The sequence below is a fragment of the Bacillus sp. FSL K6-0268 genome, assembly GCF_038005425.1.
Lineage (GTDB): Bacteria > Bacillota > Bacilli > Bacillales > Bacillaceae_G > Bacillus_A > Bacillus_A thuringiensis_S.
This window is the reverse complement of the sequence record NZ_JBBOTF010000001.1, coordinates 3,444,776-3,464,874: the sequence shown is the minus strand read 5'-3', so window position 1 is coordinate 3,464,874 and position 20,099 is coordinate 3,444,776. Positions and strand designations below refer to the sequence as shown.

Genomic DNA, 20,099 nt, shown 5'->3' with positions numbered 1-20,099 from the left:
TATCTATTCAAACGCAAGATGATATTAGCTGTGAATCGCGGTTAATAATTAGGATAGATATATAGTGCTTTAAGTGTTCAATCTAAATTACAGCGAGGTGTAGCGAAGTATATGTCAAAACGTTTAGATGAAATTAAAAGCGAATTAGATCACCATCTTGGACAGCGACTTATGTTAAAAGCAAATAGTGGAAGAAGAAAAACTGTGGAGCAATCAGGTGTACTAGCAGAAACATACCGTTCTGTTTTTGTTGTACAATTGGATCAACAAGAAGATGCGTTGCAACGTGTATCTTATAGTTATGCAGATGTTTTAACAGAGACAGTAGAGTTAACATTTTATGGAGACCCTCATAATGAGGTCATTTTATAATCCATATATCATTACATATATTCCCATAAATGAAAAGCTATATTATTTTGCATACTAACTATACCGTAGCAAAATAAGGAGGGACTCTGCATTGAGTAGACGAAGAGGTGTCATGTCAAACCAATTTAAAGAAGAGCTAGCAAAAGAGCTTGGCTTTTATGATGTTGTTCAGAAAGAAGGATGGGGCGGAATTCGTGCGAAAGATGCTGGTAACATGGTGAAACGTGCTATAGAAATTGCAGAACAGCAATTAATGAAACGAAACCAGTAGTTGTAAGATACTTTCTATGCTACGGTAGCCGAGGAGACATTCCTCGGCTTTTTGTACTCTAAAAGGTGCCATCATTTTACATAAGTAGTTTCATTCTGAATGCTTTTCGTTATAATTAGGGAAGTGTCATCGTCTTACTATAAATTTATGGTAAAATAAACGATAAAAGATTGAGTACATAGAGTGGGTGAATAGATTGAAGCTACTAGTGAAAGCACCAGCAAAGATTAATCTGTCGTTAGATGTACTGGGAAAAAGACAAGACGGATATCATGAAGTGAAAATGATTATGACAACCATTGATTTAGCAGATCGTCTAGAACTAACGGAATTAGCAGAAGACCGTATTGAAATTTTATCCCATAATCGGTATGTCCCAGACGACCAACGAAATTTAGCTTATCAGGCAGCGAAATTATTAAAAGAGAAGTTTAATGTAAAAAAAGGTGTATCTATTACTATTGAAAAAACGATTCCAGTAGCAGCTGGATTAGCAGGTGGAAGTAGTGATGCAGCAGCGACATTACGTGGTCTTAATAAATTATGGAATTTAGGGCTTACAATTGATGAGTTAGCAGAGCTTGGCGCAGAAATTGGATCAGATGTATCGTTCTGTGTATACGGCGGCACAGCAATTGCCACTGGAAGAGGAGAGAAAATTGAGCATATAAAGACTCCGCCTTCTTGTTGGGTTATTTTAGCGAAACCACATATAGGTGTATCTACTGCTGATGTGTATGGAAATTTAAAGTTAAATCGAGTTACACATCCAAATGTAGATAAAATGGTTGATGTCATAAATTCTGGAGATTATAAAGGGATTTGTGATACTGTTGGTAACGTTTTAGAAGATGTAACATTTGGAATGCATCCTGAAGTTGCACGTATTAAATCACAGATGAAGCGATTCGGAGCGGATGCTGTATTGATGAGTGGAAGTGGTCCAACTGTATTTGGACTTGTACACCATGATTCTCGAATGCATCGCATTTATAACGGGTTAAAAGGATTTTGTGAACAGGTCTATGCGGTACGTTTATTAGGAGAGCGAGAAACGCTTGAATAAAGACGTATAATACGTTATGATTTGTTTAGAATATTCGTGATTTGAGGTGAGAGTATGAAAATTAGAAGAAGTACAAGATTAGTCGATATGACTTATTACTTGCTACAAAACCCTCGTCAGCTAGTATCTCTCACTTTTTTTGCTGAAAGGTATCAATCGGCTAAGTCTTCCATTAGTGAAGATTTAGTTATTATTAAGCAAACGTTTGAACAACAAGGGGTCGGCACATTGCAAACGATACCAGGAGCAGCAGGAGGAGTGAAATATATACCGTATATAAGTGAAGAAGAGGCAGATCTAATTATTGATGAGCTTTGTGGCTTATTTGAAAATCCAGATCGTATTTTGCCTGGCGGTTACTTATACATGACAGATTTATTGAGTAATCCTCGCCATATTAATGGCGCAGGTCGTTTGTTTGCTTCTGTTTTTGCTAGGCAATCAATTGATGCGGTTATGACGGTGGCAACGAAAGGGATTCCACTTGCTTATGCAGTGGCAAATTACTTAGATGTACCAGTTGTAATTGCAAGGAAAGATAATAAGGTAACAGAAGGTCCGACTGTTAGTATTAACTATGTGTCGGGTTCTTCTAAACGAATTCAAACAATGACATTAGCAAAACGCAGCCTTCCAGAAGGATCGAATGTTTTAATTATTGATGACTTCATGAAAGCTGGTGGAACGATTCAAGGTATGATGAGTATGTTAGAAGAGTTCAAGGCTAATGTTGTTGGTATTGGTGTATTAGTAGAATCCACAGATATTGAAGAACGACTAATTAATAATTTTGTATCATTAATTCGTCTATCGGAAGTTGATGTGAAAGAAAAAACGATTCAAGTGGAAAAAGGGAATTATTCTCTTGCACCATTTGATGAAGGGCTTGTAGAGGCTGAATAAAAGGTAGAGCAGATAGCTCTATCTTTTTTTATTTTATTTATAGATTATAAAATAGATGGACAAACTGCCTTTCGTACACTATTTTTAAAGAGTAAAATAAATAATAAAAGGGTGAAAAGTATGAAAGTTGTTCAAACAAGCAAGGCACCACAAGCGATTGGACCTTACTCACAAGGGATTATTGTAAATAATATGTTTTATAGCTCAGGACAAATTCCATTAACGGAAAATGGGGAGCTTGTAACAGGAGATGTAACAGTACAAACAGAACAAGTATTTCAAAATTTACAAGCGGTATTAGAGGAAGCAGGTGCTTCATTTGATACAGTCGTAAAAACAACAGTATTTTTAAAGGACATGGATGATTTTAATGCAGTGAATGAAGTATATAGCTCTTATTTCTCTACTCATAAACCAGCTCGATCTTGTGTGCAAGTAGCAAAATTACCGAAAGATGTTTCCGTTGAAATTGAAGTAATCGCCCTAGTTAAGTAACCTTTTGTAAGCGATAACCTCCACTAATCTCTATATTCAACTACATTAAAAATTTTTATCTTAAAAATTTTTAAAAAATTAAAGGGAAAATAGAAAATTTGTGGAATTTATACAAATATATCGCTTATTTAGAAAAGGGTGGTGAACACAAGATGGAAGTGACTGACGTAAGATTACGCCGCGTAAACACAGAAGGCCGCATGAGAGCAATTGCCTCTATTACTTTGGACCATGAATTTGTTGTTCATGATATTCGTGTAATTGATGGTAATAATGGATTATTTGTAGCAATGCCAAGTAAACGTACTCCAGATGGAGAGTTCCGTGACATTGCACATCCGATTAATTCTGGTACACGCTCTAAAATTCAAGATGCGGTTTTAACAGAGTATCATCGTTTAGGCGAGTTAGAAGAGGTTGAGTTTGAAGAAGCAGGTGCTTCGTAAAATTCGAATGAAAAGGGCTTTGACGAAAAGCCTTATAATTTTGTAGCAAACTCCTGTAAGCATTTACAGGAGTTTGTTTTTTTTACTTTATATTTGTAAATTTCATAATTCATTAATATAAAAAGAAGAAACTACTAATTTTTTCAAAATCATTTTAAATAGTATAGCTTATTTCTTAAAAAAGATACTAAAGAGTAAAACATCTTATAAGAATTATGGTAAAATTTAATAGTTAAAATGTGTTTCTTGAAATATATGATGATTTAGGATAATATCTTTAATGGATAAATAGGTTGCGATGGAGGGTCTATATGTCAAACAGATTTGCAGTGATTCTAGCTGCAGGTAAAGGCACACGTATGAAGTCTAAGCTATACAAAGTGCTGCATCCTGTATGTGGAAAACCCATGGTACAACACGTAGTCGATCAAGTATCTCAATTAGGATTGCAGAAACTTGTAACGGTTGTTGGACATGGTGCTGAAATGGTACAAGAACAGCTAGGAAACGTAAGTGAGTTTGCATTACAAGCAGAACAACTTGGTACAGCACATGCTGTAGATCAAGCTGCAAGTGTACTTGCAAATGAAGAAGGAACAACTTTAGTTATTTGTGGTGATACGCCGCTAATAACTGCTGAAACGATGGAAGCATTACTTCAGCAACATAAAGAAGCAGGAGCAATGGCGACGGTGCTAACAGCGTACATAGAAGAACCTGCTGGATATGGCCGTATTGTTCGTAATGAGAATGGTCATGTTGAAAAGATTGTTGAGCATAAAGATGCAAATGAGAAAGAATTAGCTATTAAAGAAATCAATACAGGTACGTATTGTTTTGATAATAAGGCTTTATTTGCTTCACTTTCTAAAGTTTCAAATGATAACGTACAAGGTGAATATTACCTTCCAGATGTTATTGAGATTTTAAAAAATGAAGGTCATATCGTATCAGCTTATCAAACAGAGCAGTTCGATGAAACGTTAGGTGTTAACGACAGAGTCGCTCTATCGCAAGCGGAAATTATTATGAAAAACCGTATCAACCGAAAGAACATGGTAAATGGTGTTACAATTATTGATCCAAGTAACACTTATATTTCTGCTGATGCAATTATCGGTAGTGATACAGTTCTTCATCCAGGAACAATTATTGAGGGGAACACTGTAATTGGTTCTGATTGTGAAATTGGACCGCATACAGTAATTCGTGATAGTGAAATTGGAGATCGTACGACAATTCGTCAATCTACTGTACATGATAGTAAACTTGGTACAGAAGTATCGGTTGGTCCATTTGCACATATTCGCCCAGATTCAGTTATTGGAGACGAAGTACGCGTTGGAAACTTCGTGGAAATCAAAAAAACTGTCTTTGGTAATAGAAGTAAAGCTTCACACTTGAGTTATATCGGGGATGCACAAGTTGGAGAAGACGTGAATCTTGGTTGTGGTTCAATTACGGTGAACTATGACGGTAAGAATAAATTCAAAACTGTGATTGGTAATGGGGTATTTATTGGATGTAATTCAAACCTTGTTGCTCCAGTAACAGTTGAAGATGGTGCTTATGTGGCAGCAGGCTCTACAATTACAGAGAATGTTCCATCAAAAGCATTATCGGTAGCACGTGCACGTCAAGTTAACAAAGAAGACTATGTTGATCAATTGCTGAATAAGAAAAAATCATAATGTGGAGGGTTAATCTAGATGTCGACTCAATATCTAAATTCTAATTTGAAAGTATTCTCTTTAAACTCTAATAAGGAACTTGCTGAGCAGATTGCAAAGCATATTGGAGTAGGACTAGGAAAATGTTCTGTTGATCGTTTTAGTGATGGAGAAGTTCAAATTAACATTGAAGAAAGTATCCGTGGTTGCGATGTATTCATTATTCAATCTACAAGCTTCCCAGTAAACGAACATATCATGGAATTACTTATTATGATCGATGCATTAAAACGTGCATCTGCGAAAACAATTAATATTGTTATTCCTTATTATGGTTATGCGCGTCAAGACCGTAAAGCGCGTTCTCGTGAACCAATTACATCGAAACTTGTAGCAAACTTGCTTGAAACAGCAGGTGCAACTCGTGTAATCACTCTAGATTTACATGCTCCACAAATTCAAGGGTTCTTTGATATCCCAATCGACCACTTAATGGGTGTACCGATTCTTTCTGATTACTTTGAAACAAAAGGTCTTAAAGATATCGTAATCGTGTCTCCTGATCATGGTGGTGTAACTCGTGCAAGAAAAATGGCAGATCGTCTAAAAGCGCCAATCGCTATTATTGATAAGCGTCGCCCTCGCCCGAACGTATCAGAGGTAATGAACATTATCGGTAATATTGAAGGCAAAACAGCGATTTTAATTGATGACATCATTGATACAGCTGGTACAATTACATTAGCAGCAAACGCTCTTGTTGAGAACGGTGCTTCTGAAGTATATGCTTGCTGTACACACCCAGTATTATCTGGTCCAGCAATTGAACGTATTCAAAATTCAAATATTAAAGAGTTAGTTGTAACGAACTCTATCGTATTACCGGAAGAGAAGAAAATCGACAAAGTACATGAACTTTCAGTTGCTCCATTAATCGGAGAAGCAATCATTCGTGTATACGAAGAAGAATCTGTGAGTGTATTATTCAATTAATTGGATAGAATGAGACGTAACCAAAATTGGTTACGTCTTTTCGTATCGAAAAAAGAAAGTAGTGGTACAAGAATGAAATTGATAGTAGGACTTGGGAACCCAGGTAGAGAATATGAATTAACAAGGCATAATATTGGATTTATGGCCATTGATGAACTTGCGAAGCGTTGGAACATTTCTTTGAATGAACAAAAATTTAAAGGTGTATTTGGTGCAGGTTTTGTTAATGGAGAAAAGGTAATCTTATTAAAGCCGCTAACATATATGAATTTATCTGGAGAAAGTATTCGTCCACTCATGGATTATTATAAAATTGATGTTGAGGACTTCGTTGTTATGTACGACGATTTAGACATTCCTGTAGGTAAATTGCGTCTTCGCATGAAAGGTAGTGCTGGTGGACATAATGGTGTAAAGTCAATGATTTCACACCTAGGAACACAAGAATTTCAACGTATCCGTATGGGAATTGATCGCCCGAAAAATGGAATGAAGGTAGTCGATTATGTATTAGGACGCTTTACATCTGAAGAGATTCCGGATGTTAACCATTCTATTGAAAAAGCAGCGGATGCATGTGAAGAGTGGCTAAATAAGCCTTTTCTCCAAATCATGAATACTTTCAATAGTTAAAAATGAGATTAGGAATATTTCTTTTTTGTTTTACCCATACTAGTAGTAATTTAATTTTTAGGAGGCTAGTATGGAAGGGTATTATTATTGCAGACACTGCGGAGGTAATGTAGGCTCCATTAACGCAGAAAAAGTATATAGCGACGTTTTATTTCAACTAACAGAGCAAGAAGTAGTAGAGATGATTCATTTTCATGAGAATGGAAATATATATATAAAAACGATTTGTGAATCGTGTCAAGAAACGCTCGCATCTTATCCTGAGTATTATGAATATGAAAAATTTCTGCAATAAAATGTTGTCGCTTTGGCATGTCCAAAGCATTTTTCTGTTTTCCTTTTCCGAAATATTTGCATAAAATAGAATGGCTTGCTCTTTATGTTGAGAGGAGTTTTAAAAATGATAGGTTTATTAGAGCAATTTTATAAAAATAAAGAGATACAATCAGTTATTAATGGATTAGAAGATGGGTTAAAGGAACAACTTATATCAGGGATGGCAACGTCTTCTCGTTCATTATTAATGGCGGCTTTATATAAAAAAACAAAAAAATCACAATTAATCGTGACACATAACTTATACCAAGCGCAAAAAGTACATGAAGATTTAGTGGCGTTACTTGGTGAAAAAGATGTGTGGCTATATCCAGTGAATGAACTTATAGCATCGGAAATTGGGGTTGCAAGTCCAGAATTGAAGGCGCAACGTATAGAAGTGTTAAATCGCTTGGCTGCTGGAGAGAATGGAATCATTGTAGCTCCAGTGGCAGGATTGCGTAGATTTTTACCAATAAAAGAATTGTGGAAGCAAAAGCAAGTTGAAATCAATCTAGGGCAAGAGATTGATTTAGATGCGCTCTTGCATACTTTACATCATATTGGCTATGAACGTAAGTCGATGGTAGAAGCTCCAGGGGAGTTCAGTTTGCGCGGGGGAATATTAGATATTTATCCTTTAACTGAAGAACTACCATTTCGTATTGAATTCTTCGATACAGAAGTCGATTCTATTCGATTATTTGATGTGGATGAACAGCGTTCTCAAGGAAAAAAAGAAAGCGTTAAGTTTGGTCCGGCAACAGAGTTTTTATTTTCACAGGAAGAATTAAAATCAGGAATTCAGCATCTTGAAGAAGGTTTGACTAAGACGATGCAAAAACTTTCTGATGATAAACTAAAGACTACAGTACTTGAGACGGTAAGTCATGAAATTGAGATGTTGAAAAACGGGCAAAGTATAGAACAGATGTTTAAATACTTATCTATTTTCTATAAAGAACCTGCTAGTCTGATAGATTATTTACCAGAAGACGGTGTTGTAATTTTAGATGAGATTTCCCGTATTCAAGAAACAGCATCACATCTGGAAACAGAAGAGGCGGAATGGTATATATCACTTCTTGGTGAAGGAACAATTATTCAAGATTTATCTTTCTCTCACGCATTCGAGGGATTTCTTCATCATAAAAAAAGAAATTTTGTATATTTAACGTTATTCTTGCGTCATATTGCACACACACATCCGCAAAATATTGTGAATGTAACATGTAAAACAATGCAAGATTTCCATGGACAGATGAATTTGTTAAAAACAGAAATTGATAGATGGAATGAAGGGCATTTTACGACTGTTGTACTTGGAACAGATGATGAACGTGTGAAAAAATTACAACATATTTTAAGTGATTATGATATTGAGGCAGATATTGTGGAAGGTACAGATATCTTATTGTCTGGAAGGTTACAAATTGCTGTAGGTGATTTACATGCAGGATTTGAAATGCCGATGCAAAAGCTTGTTGTCATTACTGAAAAGGAGCTTTTTCATAAGAAAGTTAAAAAATCACAACGTAAACAAAAGTTATCGAATGCTGAACGTATTAAAAGTTATTCGGAATTAAAAGTTGGAGATTATGTAGTTCATGTAAATCATGGTATAGGTAAATTTTTAGGTATTGAGACATTAGAGATTAATGGTGTTCATAAAGATTATTTAAATATTAAATATCAAGGTAATGATAAGTTATACGTTCCAATTGAACAAATTGATCAAGTCCAAAAATATGTAGGGTCTGAAGGTAAGGATCCAAAAGTTTACAAATTAGGTGGTAATGATTGGAAGAAGGTTAAAACGAAAGTTGAAAAATCTGTACAAGACATTGCGGATGACCTAATTAAACTATATGCTGAACGCGAAGCTTCAAAAGGCTATGCATATACGCCAGATACAGCAGAACAACAAGAGTTCGAATCATCTTTCCCATATCAAGAGACAGAGGATCAGTTACGTTCTATTGACGAGATTAAAAAAGATATGGAACGCGGACGCCCGATGGATAGGCTCCTTTGTGGTGATGTAGGGTATGGAAAGACTGAAGTGGCTATTCGTGCGGCATTTAAAGCAATTATGGATGAAAAACAAGTTGCAATTTTAGTACCGACAACGATTCTTGCGCAGCAACACTATGAAACAATTCGAGAGCGTTTTCAAGATTATCCAATCAATATAGGATTATTAAGTAGATTCCGTACGAGAAAACAACAAAATGAAACGATTAAGGGTTTAAAGGATGGCACAATAGATATTGTAATCGGAACACATCGTATTTTATCTAAAGATGTTACTTATAAAGATTTAGGGCTTCTTATTATTGATGAAGAACAAAGATTTGGTGTGACGCATAAAGAGAAAATTAAACAATTGAAGGCGAATGTTGACGTATTAACATTAACGGCAACTCCGATTCCACGGACGCTTCATATGTCTATGCTTGGTGTGCGCGACTTATCTGTTATTGAGACACCGCCAGAAAATCGTTTCCCAGTCCAAACGTATGTAGTAGAGTATAATCCAGCATTAATGCGAGAGGCGATAGAGCGAGAGCTTGCAAGAGGCGGTCAAATTTACTTCTTATATAACCGTGTAGAGGATATTGAAAGAAAAGCAGATGAAATTTCGATGTTAGTTCCAGATGCCCGTGTAACATACGCACATGGGAAAATGAACGAAAGTGAATTAGAGTCTGTTATGCTATCATTTTTAGAAGGACAGCATGATGTTCTTGTAAGTACAACAATTATTGAGACGGGTGTAGATATTCCGAATGTAAATACGTTAATTGTATTTGATGCAGATCGTATGGGATTATCACAGTTGTATCAGCTTCGTGGGCGTGTTGGACGTTCTAATCGTGTTGCATATGCATACTTTGCCTATAAACGTGACAAAGTGCTGTCAGAGGTTGCAGAGAAGCGTCTGCAAGCAATTAAAGAGTTCACGGAACTTGGATCTGGTTTCAAAATTGCGATGAGAGATTTATCTATTCGTGGAGCAGGTAATTTGTTAGGGGCAGAGCAGCATGGATTTATTGATTCTGTCGGATTTGATCTATATTCTCAAATGTTAAAAGATGCAATTGAACAGCGTAGAGGAACAGATGGGGCTGAAAATACAGTTAATGTTGAAATTGACTTAGAGGTAGATGCATACTTACCAGATGCTTATATTTCAGATAGTAAGCAAAAAATTATGATGTATAAACAATTTAGAGGTGTTTCTGCAATTGAGGATATTGAAGAATTGCAGGAAGAAATGATCGATAGATTCGGTGATTATCCACAAGAAGTCGGTTATTTATTACAAATTGCAAATATTAAAGTGTTGGCAATGAAAGAACAAATTGAGTTAATTAAACAGAATAAATTTGAAGTAACATTCCTGTTTTCTGAACAAGCAAGTCAAAATATTGATGGTGGAAAATTATTCATGCTTGGAAATAGTTTTGGACGTATGATCGGTTTAGGAATGGAAGGATCACAATTGAAAATTGTTATGAAAACAAATGGTTTAGAGACATCGAAGTGGTTAACAATTGCTGAAAATTTATTAAAAGGCTTACCAGATGTAAAAAAAGAAGTAATAAATGCCTAAAATAAGATAAAAAAATACAATTCGACGTGCATAGAAGAACTAATGTGTAAAATACTATGTCTAACAGTTGGTGATTTTTACATGAACAGGTAAATTCACCACTTTGATCATCAGTAGAAAGTGAGGCAGCATTAGAATGAAAGCAACTGGAATCGTACGTCGAATTGATGATTTAGGCAGGGTAGTAATCCCGAAGGAAATTCGTAGAACTTTACGTATTCGAGAAGGAGACCCACTAGAAATATTTGTTGATCGCGATGGAGAGGTAATTTTAAAGAAGTATTCTCCAATTAGTGAACTAGGTGATTTTGCAAAAGAATATGCTGAGGCTTTATATGACAGCTTAGGACATAATGTGCTTGTCTGTGATCGAGATTCTATCATCGCAGTATCAGGCGTATCGAAAAAAGAATACTTAAATAAAAGTGTTGGCGATTTAATCGAAAAAACGATGGAAGAACGAAAGTCTGTTATTATGACGGACGAAAGTGATATTTCCATTATCGATGGTGTAACAGAAAAGGTTCATTCTTATACAGTTGGACCGATTGTTGCAAACGGAGACCCGATTGGAGCTGTCATTATTTTTTCGAAAGAAGCTATTATAAGCGAAATCGAGCATAAAGCGGTTAATACTGCTGCCAGTTTCTTAGCGAAACAAATGGAACAGTAAGGGTGTATAATTTTAGAAGTAGCAATTTTTCCTAATTATGATCTTTCTTTTTGAGAAATCAATTATTTGGAGATATATGTATATTGAATGAAGGTAGCGCTTTGCTACCTTTTTTCGTTGAGTATTTTTAACGGTGCAGGAACCTATTATTACCCGTGGTGGTAAGGCAGCTTGTTCATTTCTTTATGATATAATACGAGAGGTGAGAATAGAAAAAGGAGTTTTCTTGTATGGAAGCGAAGAAGTATCAAGCCTTTTGGCGTGGGGCTATTATATTAACGATTGCAAGTTTTGTTACAAAAGTATTAAGCGCTTTTTACCGTATTCCATATCAAAATATAGCGGGTGATATTGGTTTTTATATTTATCAACAAATTTACCCGTTTTATGGATTTTGTTTAATTTTAGCTACTTATGGGTTTCCTATTATCATTTCGAAAATGGTTGCAGAACGACTAGAGCGGGGAAAACAAAAAGAAGCAGAAGAAATTATTTGTGTATCTTTTTGGTTTTTATTGGGAATTGGTTTTATAGGCTTCTTTACATTGTTTTTTGGGGCCAAAACAATTGCGATAGCTATGGGCGATATATACTTAGATAAGTTACTACGTGTTATTTCATTTTCATTCTTATTGATGCCGTTTTTGTCTGTAGCAAGAGGGTATTTTCAAGGCTTCAATAATATGATGCCAACAGCTGTTTCGCAAGTAATAGAACAAACAATTCGAGTTTCTATTATTGTATTTTTATCGCTATTCCTAATTGCTCACGGATTTGATTTATATACAGTTGGTGCAGGGGCTATGTTAGGCTCAATTGCGGGTGGACTTATTGGGATTATTGTACTTATGTTGTATATGCGTCGAGATTTTCGTTCTATATTTTTCAAAAGTGTAGCGAGAATTAAGGGCAAAAGGAGGATAATTAAAATCCTTTTTTGGCAGGGGTTAGCGATTTGTGTTAGTAATTTAGTGCTTATTTTTATACAGATGGCAGATTCAATATCCTTGTACACCTTACTTATTGGTGCGGGAGAACAGGTTGAAAGTGCAAAGGTATTAAAGGGTGTTTATGATAGAAGTATTCCGCTAATGCAATTAGGTACTGTTGTGACGACTTCTTTCTCGTTGTCACTTATTCCAATTATTACAGCGGCGAAGGAAAGAGGAGATCTTTCCTTTATTCAAGAAAAGGTAAAGTTAGCAATGAAAATAACACTTGTTATTGGACTTGCAGCAGCTATTGGACTAACTTGTATTATTCAACCTACGAATATTATGTTGTTTGAAAATAGTGATGGATCAGATGTTTTATCTATTTTATCTTTATCTATTTTATTTAGCTCGTTGTCAATTACGACGGCTTCTATTTTACAAGGGTTGGGACAAACATTTAAGCCAGCATTATTTGTTGTATTTGGAGGTTGCTTAAAGTTAGCGTTAAATTATATATTTATGCCTTATTTTGGTGTGAAAGGGGCAGCCTTTGCGACTTTGTGTGCGTTAATTATAATTTCTGGGCTAAATAGTTTGTTGCTTATGAGAGCTGTATCAGGATCGCTTATCAATAAGCGAAATATGTTAGGTGTAGTGATTAGTGGTATCTGTATGGGATTTGTATTAATGATGTTCACACGTGTGTTGCAGGTGTCTGGATTAGTAATTGATACGGAACATAGAGGAATCGCGACGCTTGAAGCGTTGCTAGGTGTAGTTGTCGGCGGATTGACATATATGTTTTTAATTTTGAAATTACGTGTATTTACAAAAAAAGAATTAGGAACCGTTATGAAACAAGAGAAAAAAGAAGGTTCATTGAAGAAGAGTGGATAGAGGTGACAGATTGTGAGTGGAATCATTACTATTTTAGGTTTAGGTGCTGGTGAATTAGATCAGCTAACGATGGGTGTATATCGAAAGATAAAAGAAGCAGATCATCTGTTTGTTAGGACGAAGGAACATCCAGTTATAGAAGAATTGGAGAAAGAAGGCGTGCAATATACGGCTTTTGATGATGTATATGAAGCGCATGATACGTTTGAAATTGTATATGAAACAATTGCGAATAAATTGCTAGAACAAGCTGAAGGTACAGAAATTATCTATGCTGTTCCAGGGCATCCGCTTGTAGCAGAAAGAACAGTTCAGCTACTGTTGGAAAAAGGTGAAGATTCAAATGTTGAATTGCGAATTGAGGGTGGACAAAGTTTCCTTGATCCTATGTTTGCAAGCCTAAAGATTGATCCAATTGAAGGATTTCAATTACTTGACGCTACATCATTTAAAAGAGGACAATTAGAATTACGTCAACATCTAATCTTTTGCCAAGTATATGATGCATTCGTTGCATCTGATGTGAAATTAACATTAATGGAGATGTTGCCGGATGATTATGAAGTGTATATCGTAACAGCTGCAGGAACTTCATTTGAACAAGTAAAGAAGGTACCGTTGTATATGTTAGATCATGAAACGGAATTGAATAATTTAACGAGTGTGTATGTGCCGCCAGTTCAGGAGCGTGCATCCTTGTATCAACAGTTCGATGTACTTAGAGAAATTATTGCAGAACTTCGAGGCCCAAATGGTTGTCCGTGGGATAAAAAGCAAACACATCAATCATTAAAGAAATATTTAATTGAGGAAGCTTATGAAGTATTGGAAGCAATTGATGAAGAGGATGATGATCACTTAGTAGAAGAATTAGGTGATATATTATTACAAGTTATGCTTCATGCTCAAATTGGAGAAGATGAAGGTTGGTTTTCTATAGATGAAATCATTCGAACTCTATCTGAGAAAATGGTTCGTCGCCATCCACATGTATTTGGAAATACGGATGTAAACAATGCTGATGAAGTGATTGCCAATTGGGAAGAAATTAAAAAACAAGAAAAAGGATTCGTGAAAGAATCTGTTTTAAATGGCGTTCCAAAAAGTTTGCCGCAGTTACTACGCGCCTATGAAATTCAGAAGAAAGCCGGTAAGGTTGGATTTGATTGGGTTGATGTGCAGCCTATGATAGAGAAAGCTTTGGAAGAATGGCAAGAGTTCCAACAAGAAGTTACAAACATGGATGAGGAAAAGATGCTAGGTGAGTTTGGTGATTTACTATTTGCATTTGTTAATATAGCTCGTCATTATAAAATAGATCCAGAAGAGGCGTTACGTTCAACTAATGAGAAATTTACTGGTCGTTTTTTATACATGGAGGCAAAAGTAGCTGAAATGAATAAAGAGATGGAAGATTTATCATTAGAACAGTTAGATGTTTTATGGGAAGAAGCGAAACAAACAGAGCGTTAATAGGGGGATTTGAGATGCGTCTAGATAAGTTTTTAAAAGTGTCACGTTTAATTAAAAGAAGAACATTAGCGAAAGAAGTAGCTGATCAAGGAAGAATATCTATTAATGGTCAAGTGGCAAAAGCAAGTTCGGATGTGAAAGTAGCTGATGAATTAACAATTCGTTTTGGTCAAAAAATAGTGACTGTAAAAATAAATGAATTGAAAGAAACAACTAAAAAAGAAGATGCAGCAAATATGTATAGCTTAGTTCGCGAAGAAAAAGTAAAAGCGGAAGAAGGCTTGTTCTAAAATCATTTATCCCCTCATACATTACTATTAGCTAGTAAAAACCTATGGGGGGATTTACGTGAATAATGGTTACTCACCTACGTCTTCTAATCAACAAAATGTTTCTGTGGAGCATGATATTATTATGCGTGGAAGGCGTGTAATTGATATTACTGGTGTGAAGCAGGTAGAGAGTTTTGATAGCGAAGAGTTTTTACTCGAAACCGTAATGGGTTTTTTAACGATTCGTGGTCAAAATTTACAAATGAAAAATTTAGATGTAGAAAAAGGTATTGTGTCGATTAAAGGGAAAGTTCATGAGATGCTGTATATTGATGAAAATCAAGGAGAAAAAACTAAAGGTTTCTTTAGTAAGTTGTTTAAATGAGCTTAACAATTCAGTTGTATACAATGCTTTCAATGATTGGAATGGGTGCTTGGATTGGAGCATCTTTAGATACATATCAACGTTTTTTAAAGCGTCAAGAACGTAAACGTTGGCTTGTATTTATACATGATATACTATTTTGGATTGTCCAAGCATTATTTGTCTTTTATGTATTGCTTCTCGTAAATGAAGCTGAGTTACGTATATATGTGTTTTTGGCATTATTATGTGGTTTTGCGGCATATCAAAGCTTACTGAAAGCACTATACATGAAGCTGTTAAATTTTCTCATCTATATTTTTATGCAAACAACATATTTTTTTGTTCGAATTATACAGCTACTCATGATAAAACCTGTTATTATTATAGCGCAGCTATTTATTGCATTTATATTATTCTTATTTCGTATACTGCTTTCAATTGGACATGTGTTATGGAAAATGGTGATTTGGATATTACTTTTCATATGGAAAGTTTTTTTCTGGCCTGTTCGATTTATTGCTTCGCTCATATGGAAACTTCTCCCTAATCGTGTTAAACTTTTTATAGTGAAACATATAGGGTTCCTGCAATATATAGCAAAATTGAAGGGACATATCTTCCAAATATGGGAGCGTATAAAAAAGAAGTTAGGGGGACCTCGGAAATGAGGGAACTGAGACAAAGAACAATCGAAAAACAGAGTCCAAATCCTGTTAAAGAGCATATAATACAAACGGATGAGAACAGGAAGCGACTTTATCGCCGTTTAGCGGTTTTTCTTGTCTTTACTTTTACAATTATTGCGAGTATTAGTGTAACGTTTTATCAACAAAACAGTTCCATTAAAGCAAAAGAAGCAAAAGTTAAGGACATGAAAAAAGAACTGGATTCATTAACGAATAAAGAAAAAAGTCTAAAAGACGAAGTTCAAAAGTTAAATGATGAAGAGTACGTATTAAAGATTGCTAGAAGGGATTATTTCTTCTCTGGTAAAGGGGAGATAATTTTTCCTGTTTCGAAGTAGAGTATGTCTTATTGACACTATATTTTAGGATTATATATAATAAAGTAAAATTTGACTTTTTAACCACTAAGGAGGAGCATTTTTTTTATGTCAATCGAGGTAGGCAGCAAGTTACAGGGTAAAGTAACAGGTATTACAAATTTTGGGGCTTTTGTGGAGCTGCCAGAAGGCTTAACTGGTCTTGTTCATATTAGTGAAGTTGCTGATAACTATGTAAAAGATATTAACGATCACTTAAAAGTGGGCGACCAAGTAGAAGTAAAAGTTATTAATGTTGAAAAAGATGGAAAGATTGGTTTATCTATCAAAAAAGCGAAAGAACGTGAAAAAACAGAAGGAGATCGTCCACGCGGTGAATACCAACGCGGTGGTGATCAACAACGTTCTGGACGTCCACAACGTAATAATCGCTCTTTCAACAGAGATAATCGCGGTGGCGGTAACGACCGAGCTCCAAAAGAAACATTTGAGCAAAAGATGGCACGCTTCTTAAAGGATAGCGAAGATCGTTTAACTTCTTTAAAGCGTAACACAGAGTCTAAACGTGGTGGCCGTGGCGCACGTCGCGGATAATAAGACCGTTTAGTTTTTAACATATAGAGAGGTACCCAGAGTGATGGCTCAGGGTACTTTTTTATATGTGAAAATATATTTTAAAAAAGTTTTCAAGATATGTTGACTTTAAATAATATCTGATGTAAGATACTAATTGTCCGTTAAATACGACGACATGGCGGTGTAGCTCAGCTGGCTAGAGCGTACGGTTCATACCCGTGAGGTCGGGGGTTCGATCCCCTCCGCCGCTATATTTAATTTAACGGCCCGTTGGTCAAGTGGTTAAGACACCGCCCTTTCACGGCGGTAACACGGGTTCGAATCCCGTACGGGTCATCTAAAAAGATCATGCAAATTTGCATGATCTTTTTTTGTTAAATGGATTAAGATATACAACACTTCTACAAAATCACCCTATATTTTCTGAATATTTAATTAAAAAATCGAAATAACTTACATACCGTGTATATCTGTAGAGTTATTTCGAATAAAAAGTCGAACGATTATAAAAGTGAAAACTGTTGTTTTGACAAAAATCCCAACAATCATCTTTTATAATGACAGTAATTAAACTATGCAGGTGGTGTTAAAAGTATGCCTAAAGCAGGAAGGAATACTATGAATACAAGTGTATTGGCAATGAATGAGAGTCAGCTTGGAGGAATAAAGTGGACGAGTAAGTTGCGAATGAAATTTGAACAAGTTTTCTTTAGATGGGGATTTATTATTGTTGTTATTGGTTTTCTTTTGGGAAGAGCATATATATTAACAAATATCTTACCGTTTGCACTACCATTTTTTGCTGCTGTTTATGTTATGAAGCGGGATAAGATGCCGCTAGCATTTTTAGCTCTAATGGGAGGAGCTCTTTCAGTCTCGATAGATAATTTGTTTTTTACTTTTGCATCTATCTTTACTTTCTTCATTTATAATATCTTCTTTAGTAGATTCACACGTAAAACCGTTGGACTTGTTCCATTTCAAGTATTTATCTCCGCATTAACCGCACACTTAGTTGTTGTATATTTTGCACAACAAACTGTCACCATGTACGATTTACTCGTTAGTACCATTGAGGCTGGGCTTAGTTTTGTATTAACTATGATATTTTTACAAAGTGTTCCGCTTTTAGTAGAAAGGAAAGGAAAACAACAGGCGTTAGAGACGGAAGAAATTGTTTGTTTGATTATATTACTAGCATCTGTTTTAACGGGTACAACAGATTGGTTTGTATATGATGCTTCTATTCAACATATTTTTACACGGTATTTAGTACTAGTCTTTGCATTTATTGCGGGTGCTGCTACAGGATCTACAGTGGGGGTCGTAACAGGTTTGATATTAAGTTTAGCAAATGTATCTAGCTTGTCCCAGCTTAGCCTTCTTGCTTTTTCTGGATTGCTTGGTGGGTTGTTAAAAGAAGGGAAGCGTTTAGGTGTTAGTTTAGGTTTATTAATTGGGACAAGCTTAATTACATTATATGTAGACAAACAGACAAATATTGTAACGACTTTAATTGAGTCAGGCGTAGCGATTGCTATCTTCTTATTAACGCCAAAGCTTGTTTTAGATCGTATTGCTAAATTTATGCCAGGTACACAAGAGCATTCGCAAGATCAACAACAATATTTAAGAAGGATGCGCGATGTTACAGCGAACAAAATCAACCAATTTGCAAATGTATTTGCTGCTTTATCTAATAGCTTTTCTGTATATGGGTATGTAGAGGAAGAAGATAAAGAGACAGAAGCAGATTTGTTTTTGAGTACAATTACTGCGAAAACATGTCAAACATGCTTTAAAAAGGATCAATGCTGGGTAGTGAATTTCGATAAAACGTACGATTATATGAAACAAATAATGAGTGAAACGGAAGAAGGAACCCTGCAACATAATCGTAAATTAGTTCGTGAGTGGGACAAGCATTGTGTGAGAGGGAAAAAAGTGACGGATTTAGTAGCGGGTGAATTAGATCATTTCTATGAGGGACAAAAATTACGAAAACAAATGAAGGAAAATCGTAGAATAGTTGCGGAGCAACTATTAGGTGTATCAAAGGTTATGGAGGATTTTGCTAAGGAGATACAACGAGAGCGTGAAAATCATCAGGTGCAGGAAGAACAGATTATGCAAGCGTTCCGTGATTTTGGTGTCGAAGTAGAGCATGTTGATATTTATTGTTTAGATAGAGGAAGTATTGATATTGAAATGTTGATTCCCGTTGCATCTAATGAACATGGTGAATGTGAAAAGTTAGTTGCACCGATGCTTTCGGATATCCTTAAAGAAAATATTGTCGTTAAACATGAAGAAAAGTCTTCTTATCCGAATGGCCACAGTTTAATATCATTCGGTTCGGCGAAGACGTATTCTCTTGATACGGGATTGGCCACAGCCGCAAAGGGCGGTGGATTTGTTTCGGGTGACTCTTATGCGATGATGGATTTAAGTGTTGGCAAATATGCACTTGCGATTAGTGATGGTATGGGGAATGGGCAAAGAGCTCATATGGAAAGTAAGGAAACGGTGAAATTATTACAAAAAATACTCCAATCCGGTATTGACGAAGAAATAGCGATTAAGTCTATTAATTCAATTCTTTCTTTGAGAACGACGGAAGAGATGTTTACGACATTAGACTTAGCTATGGTAGATTTGCGAGATGCGAGTGCAAGGTTTTTAAAGATCGGATCAACGCCGAGTTTTGTTAAACGCGCGAATAATATTTTGAAAATTGAAGCAAGTAATTTGCCGATGGGAATCATCGAAGATGTTGAAGTTGATGTGGTGGGTGAACAATTAAAAACGGGCGATATCCTTATTATGATGAGCGATGGGATTTTTGAGGGAGCGCAGCATGTAGAGAATCATGAATTGTGGATGAAACGAAAAATTAAAGAATTGCAAACCGAAGACCCGCAAGAAATTGCTGATATCATTATGGAAGAAGTGATTCGCTCTTGTGATGGTTATATAAATGATGATATGACTATTGTAGTGGCAAAAGTGAAGAAAAATATGCCGAAGTGGGCTACGATTCCGATTGTAGGCATGCAGGCGCAGTAAAATGTAAGTGGAATGTTTATCTAAAATTTGATTTTAAAAACCTAGGCGAATACCTAG

The 20,099-nt window shown here is 35.6% G+C and carries 20 protein-coding genes and 2 tRNA genes; all 22 read left to right on the top strand.

Annotated features, from left to right (window positions below):
- Nucleotides 1–111: 111 nt before the first annotated feature.
- The 22 genes from veg to spoIIE all read left to right on the top strand — a co-directional run bounded on the left by veg (nucleotide 112) and on the right by spoIIE (nucleotide 20,042).
- On the top strand, nucleotides 112–372 hold the full coding sequence (gene veg, locus MHI28_RS17875) for a biofilm formation stimulator Veg (RefSeq protein ID WP_000044347.1): 261 nt from the start codon (nucleotides 112–114) through the stop codon (nucleotides 370–372).
- Between the two features lie 91 nt (nucleotides 373–463).
- Complete coding sequence (sspF, locus tag MHI28_RS17870) at nucleotides 464–643, top strand: acid-soluble spore protein SspF (RefSeq protein ID WP_002094215.1); 180 nt, start codon at nucleotides 464–466, stop codon at nucleotides 641–643.
- 196 nt (nucleotides 644–839) lie between these two features.
- Nucleotides 840–1,709, top strand: coding sequence for a 4-(cytidine 5'-diphospho)-2-C-methyl-D-erythritol kinase (gene ispE / locus MHI28_RS17865; protein WP_000772104.1), 870 nt, complete (start codon nucleotides 840–842; stop codon nucleotides 1,707–1,709).
- Nucleotides 1,710–1,763: 54 nt separating this feature from the next.
- On the top strand, nucleotides 1,764–2,612 hold the full coding sequence (gene purR, locus MHI28_RS17860; RefSeq protein ID WP_000702467.1) for a pur operon repressor: 849 nt from the start codon (nucleotides 1,764–1,766) through the stop codon (nucleotides 2,610–2,612).
- Between the two features lie 120 nt (nucleotides 2,613–2,732).
- A complete protein-coding gene (locus MHI28_RS17855) occupies nucleotides 2,733–3,107 on the top strand; it encodes a RidA family protein (RefSeq protein ID WP_000869823.1) in 375 nt (124 codons plus the stop codon).
- 152 nt (nucleotides 3,108–3,259) lie between these two features.
- Nucleotides 3,260–3,553: a septation regulator SpoVG gene (gene spoVG, locus MHI28_RS17850; protein WP_000454041.1), complete on the top strand. Its 294-nt coding sequence runs from the start codon at nucleotides 3,260–3,262 to the stop codon at nucleotides 3,551–3,553.
- A 311-nt stretch (nucleotides 3,554–3,864) separates the two neighbouring features.
- A complete protein-coding gene (gene glmU, locus MHI28_RS17845) occupies nucleotides 3,865–5,244 on the top strand; it encodes a bifunctional UDP-N-acetylglucosamine diphosphorylase/glucosamine-1-phosphate N-acetyltransferase GlmU (protein ID WP_000071039.1) in 1,380 nt (459 codons plus the stop codon).
- 18 nt (nucleotides 5,245–5,262) lie between these two features.
- A complete protein-coding gene (locus tag MHI28_RS17840; RefSeq protein WP_000107420.1) occupies nucleotides 5,263–6,216 on the top strand; it encodes a ribose-phosphate diphosphokinase in 954 nt (317 codons plus the stop codon).
- A 72-nt stretch (nucleotides 6,217–6,288) separates the two neighbouring features.
- On the top strand, nucleotides 6,289–6,849 hold the full coding sequence (pth, locus tag MHI28_RS17835; RefSeq protein WP_014894852.1) for an aminoacyl-tRNA hydrolase: 561 nt from the start codon (nucleotides 6,289–6,291) through the stop codon (nucleotides 6,847–6,849).
- 70 nt (nucleotides 6,850–6,919) lie between these two features.
- Nucleotides 6,920–7,144, top strand: a complete 225-nt coding sequence (locus MHI28_RS17830; RefSeq protein ID WP_000399438.1) for an anti-sigma-F factor Fin family protein — start codon at nucleotides 6,920–6,922, stop codon at nucleotides 7,142–7,144.
- Nucleotides 7,145–7,249: 105 nt separating this feature from the next.
- Nucleotides 7,250–10,780, top strand: a complete 3,531-nt coding sequence (mfd, locus tag MHI28_RS17825) for a transcription-repair coupling factor (RefSeq protein WP_000579722.1) — start codon at nucleotides 7,250–7,252, stop codon at nucleotides 10,778–10,780.
- 136 nt (nucleotides 10,781–10,916) lie between these two features.
- Nucleotides 10,917–11,453 (top strand): stage V sporulation protein T, encoded by a 537-nt coding sequence (gene spoVT / locus MHI28_RS17820; protein WP_000648306.1) that lies wholly within the window; start codon nucleotides 10,917–10,919, stop codon nucleotides 11,451–11,453.
- Between the two features lie 230 nt (nucleotides 11,454–11,683).
- On the top strand, nucleotides 11,684–13,285 hold the full coding sequence (locus MHI28_RS17815) for a putative polysaccharide biosynthesis protein (protein WP_000387575.1): 1,602 nt from the start codon (nucleotides 11,684–11,686) through the stop codon (nucleotides 13,283–13,285).
- 12 nt (nucleotides 13,286–13,297) lie between these two features.
- On the top strand, nucleotides 13,298–14,758 hold the full coding sequence (gene mazG / locus MHI28_RS17810) for a nucleoside triphosphate pyrophosphohydrolase (protein ID WP_000014233.1): 1,461 nt from the start codon (nucleotides 13,298–13,300) through the stop codon (nucleotides 14,756–14,758).
- 14 nt (nucleotides 14,759–14,772) lie between these two features.
- Nucleotides 14,773–15,048 (top strand): RNA-binding S4 domain-containing protein, encoded by a 276-nt coding sequence (locus tag MHI28_RS17805; protein ID WP_001234876.1) that lies wholly within the window; start codon nucleotides 14,773–14,775, stop codon nucleotides 15,046–15,048.
- A gap of 58 nt (nucleotides 15,049–15,106) precedes the next feature.
- Nucleotides 15,107–15,415 (top strand): sporulation protein YabP, encoded by a 309-nt coding sequence (gene yabP, locus MHI28_RS17800; RefSeq protein WP_001059105.1) that lies wholly within the window; start codon nucleotides 15,107–15,109, stop codon nucleotides 15,413–15,415.
- Nucleotides 15,412–16,065, top strand: coding sequence for a spore cortex biosynthesis protein YabQ (yabQ, locus tag MHI28_RS17795; RefSeq protein ID WP_000059770.1), 654 nt, complete (start codon nucleotides 15,412–15,414; stop codon nucleotides 16,063–16,065). The genes yabP and yabQ overlap by 4 nt, the downstream gene beginning before the upstream one ends.
- Nucleotides 16,062–16,421, top strand: a complete 360-nt coding sequence (divIC, locus tag MHI28_RS17790) for a cell division protein DivIC (RefSeq protein WP_001208739.1) — start codon at nucleotides 16,062–16,064, stop codon at nucleotides 16,419–16,421. Before yabQ ends, divIC begins: the two co-directional genes overlap by 4 nt.
- 87 nt (nucleotides 16,422–16,508) lie before the next feature.
- Nucleotides 16,509–16,994 (top strand): S1 domain-containing RNA-binding protein, encoded by a 486-nt coding sequence (locus tag MHI28_RS17785; RefSeq protein ID WP_000021451.1) that lies wholly within the window; start codon nucleotides 16,509–16,511, stop codon nucleotides 16,992–16,994.
- A 159-nt stretch (nucleotides 16,995–17,153) separates the two neighbouring features.
- Nucleotides 17,154–17,227, top strand: a tRNA-Met gene (locus tag MHI28_RS17780).
- 13 nt (nucleotides 17,228–17,240) lie between these two features.
- Nucleotides 17,241–17,312: transfer RNA gene (locus MHI28_RS17775), tRNA-Glu, on the top strand.
- 258 nt (nucleotides 17,313–17,570) lie between these two features.
- Nucleotides 17,571–20,042, top strand: coding sequence for a stage II sporulation protein E (spoIIE, locus tag MHI28_RS17770; protein ID WP_001123558.1), 2,472 nt, complete (start codon nucleotides 17,571–17,573; stop codon nucleotides 20,040–20,042).
- The last annotated feature ends 57 nt before the right edge of the window (nucleotides 20,043–20,099 follow it).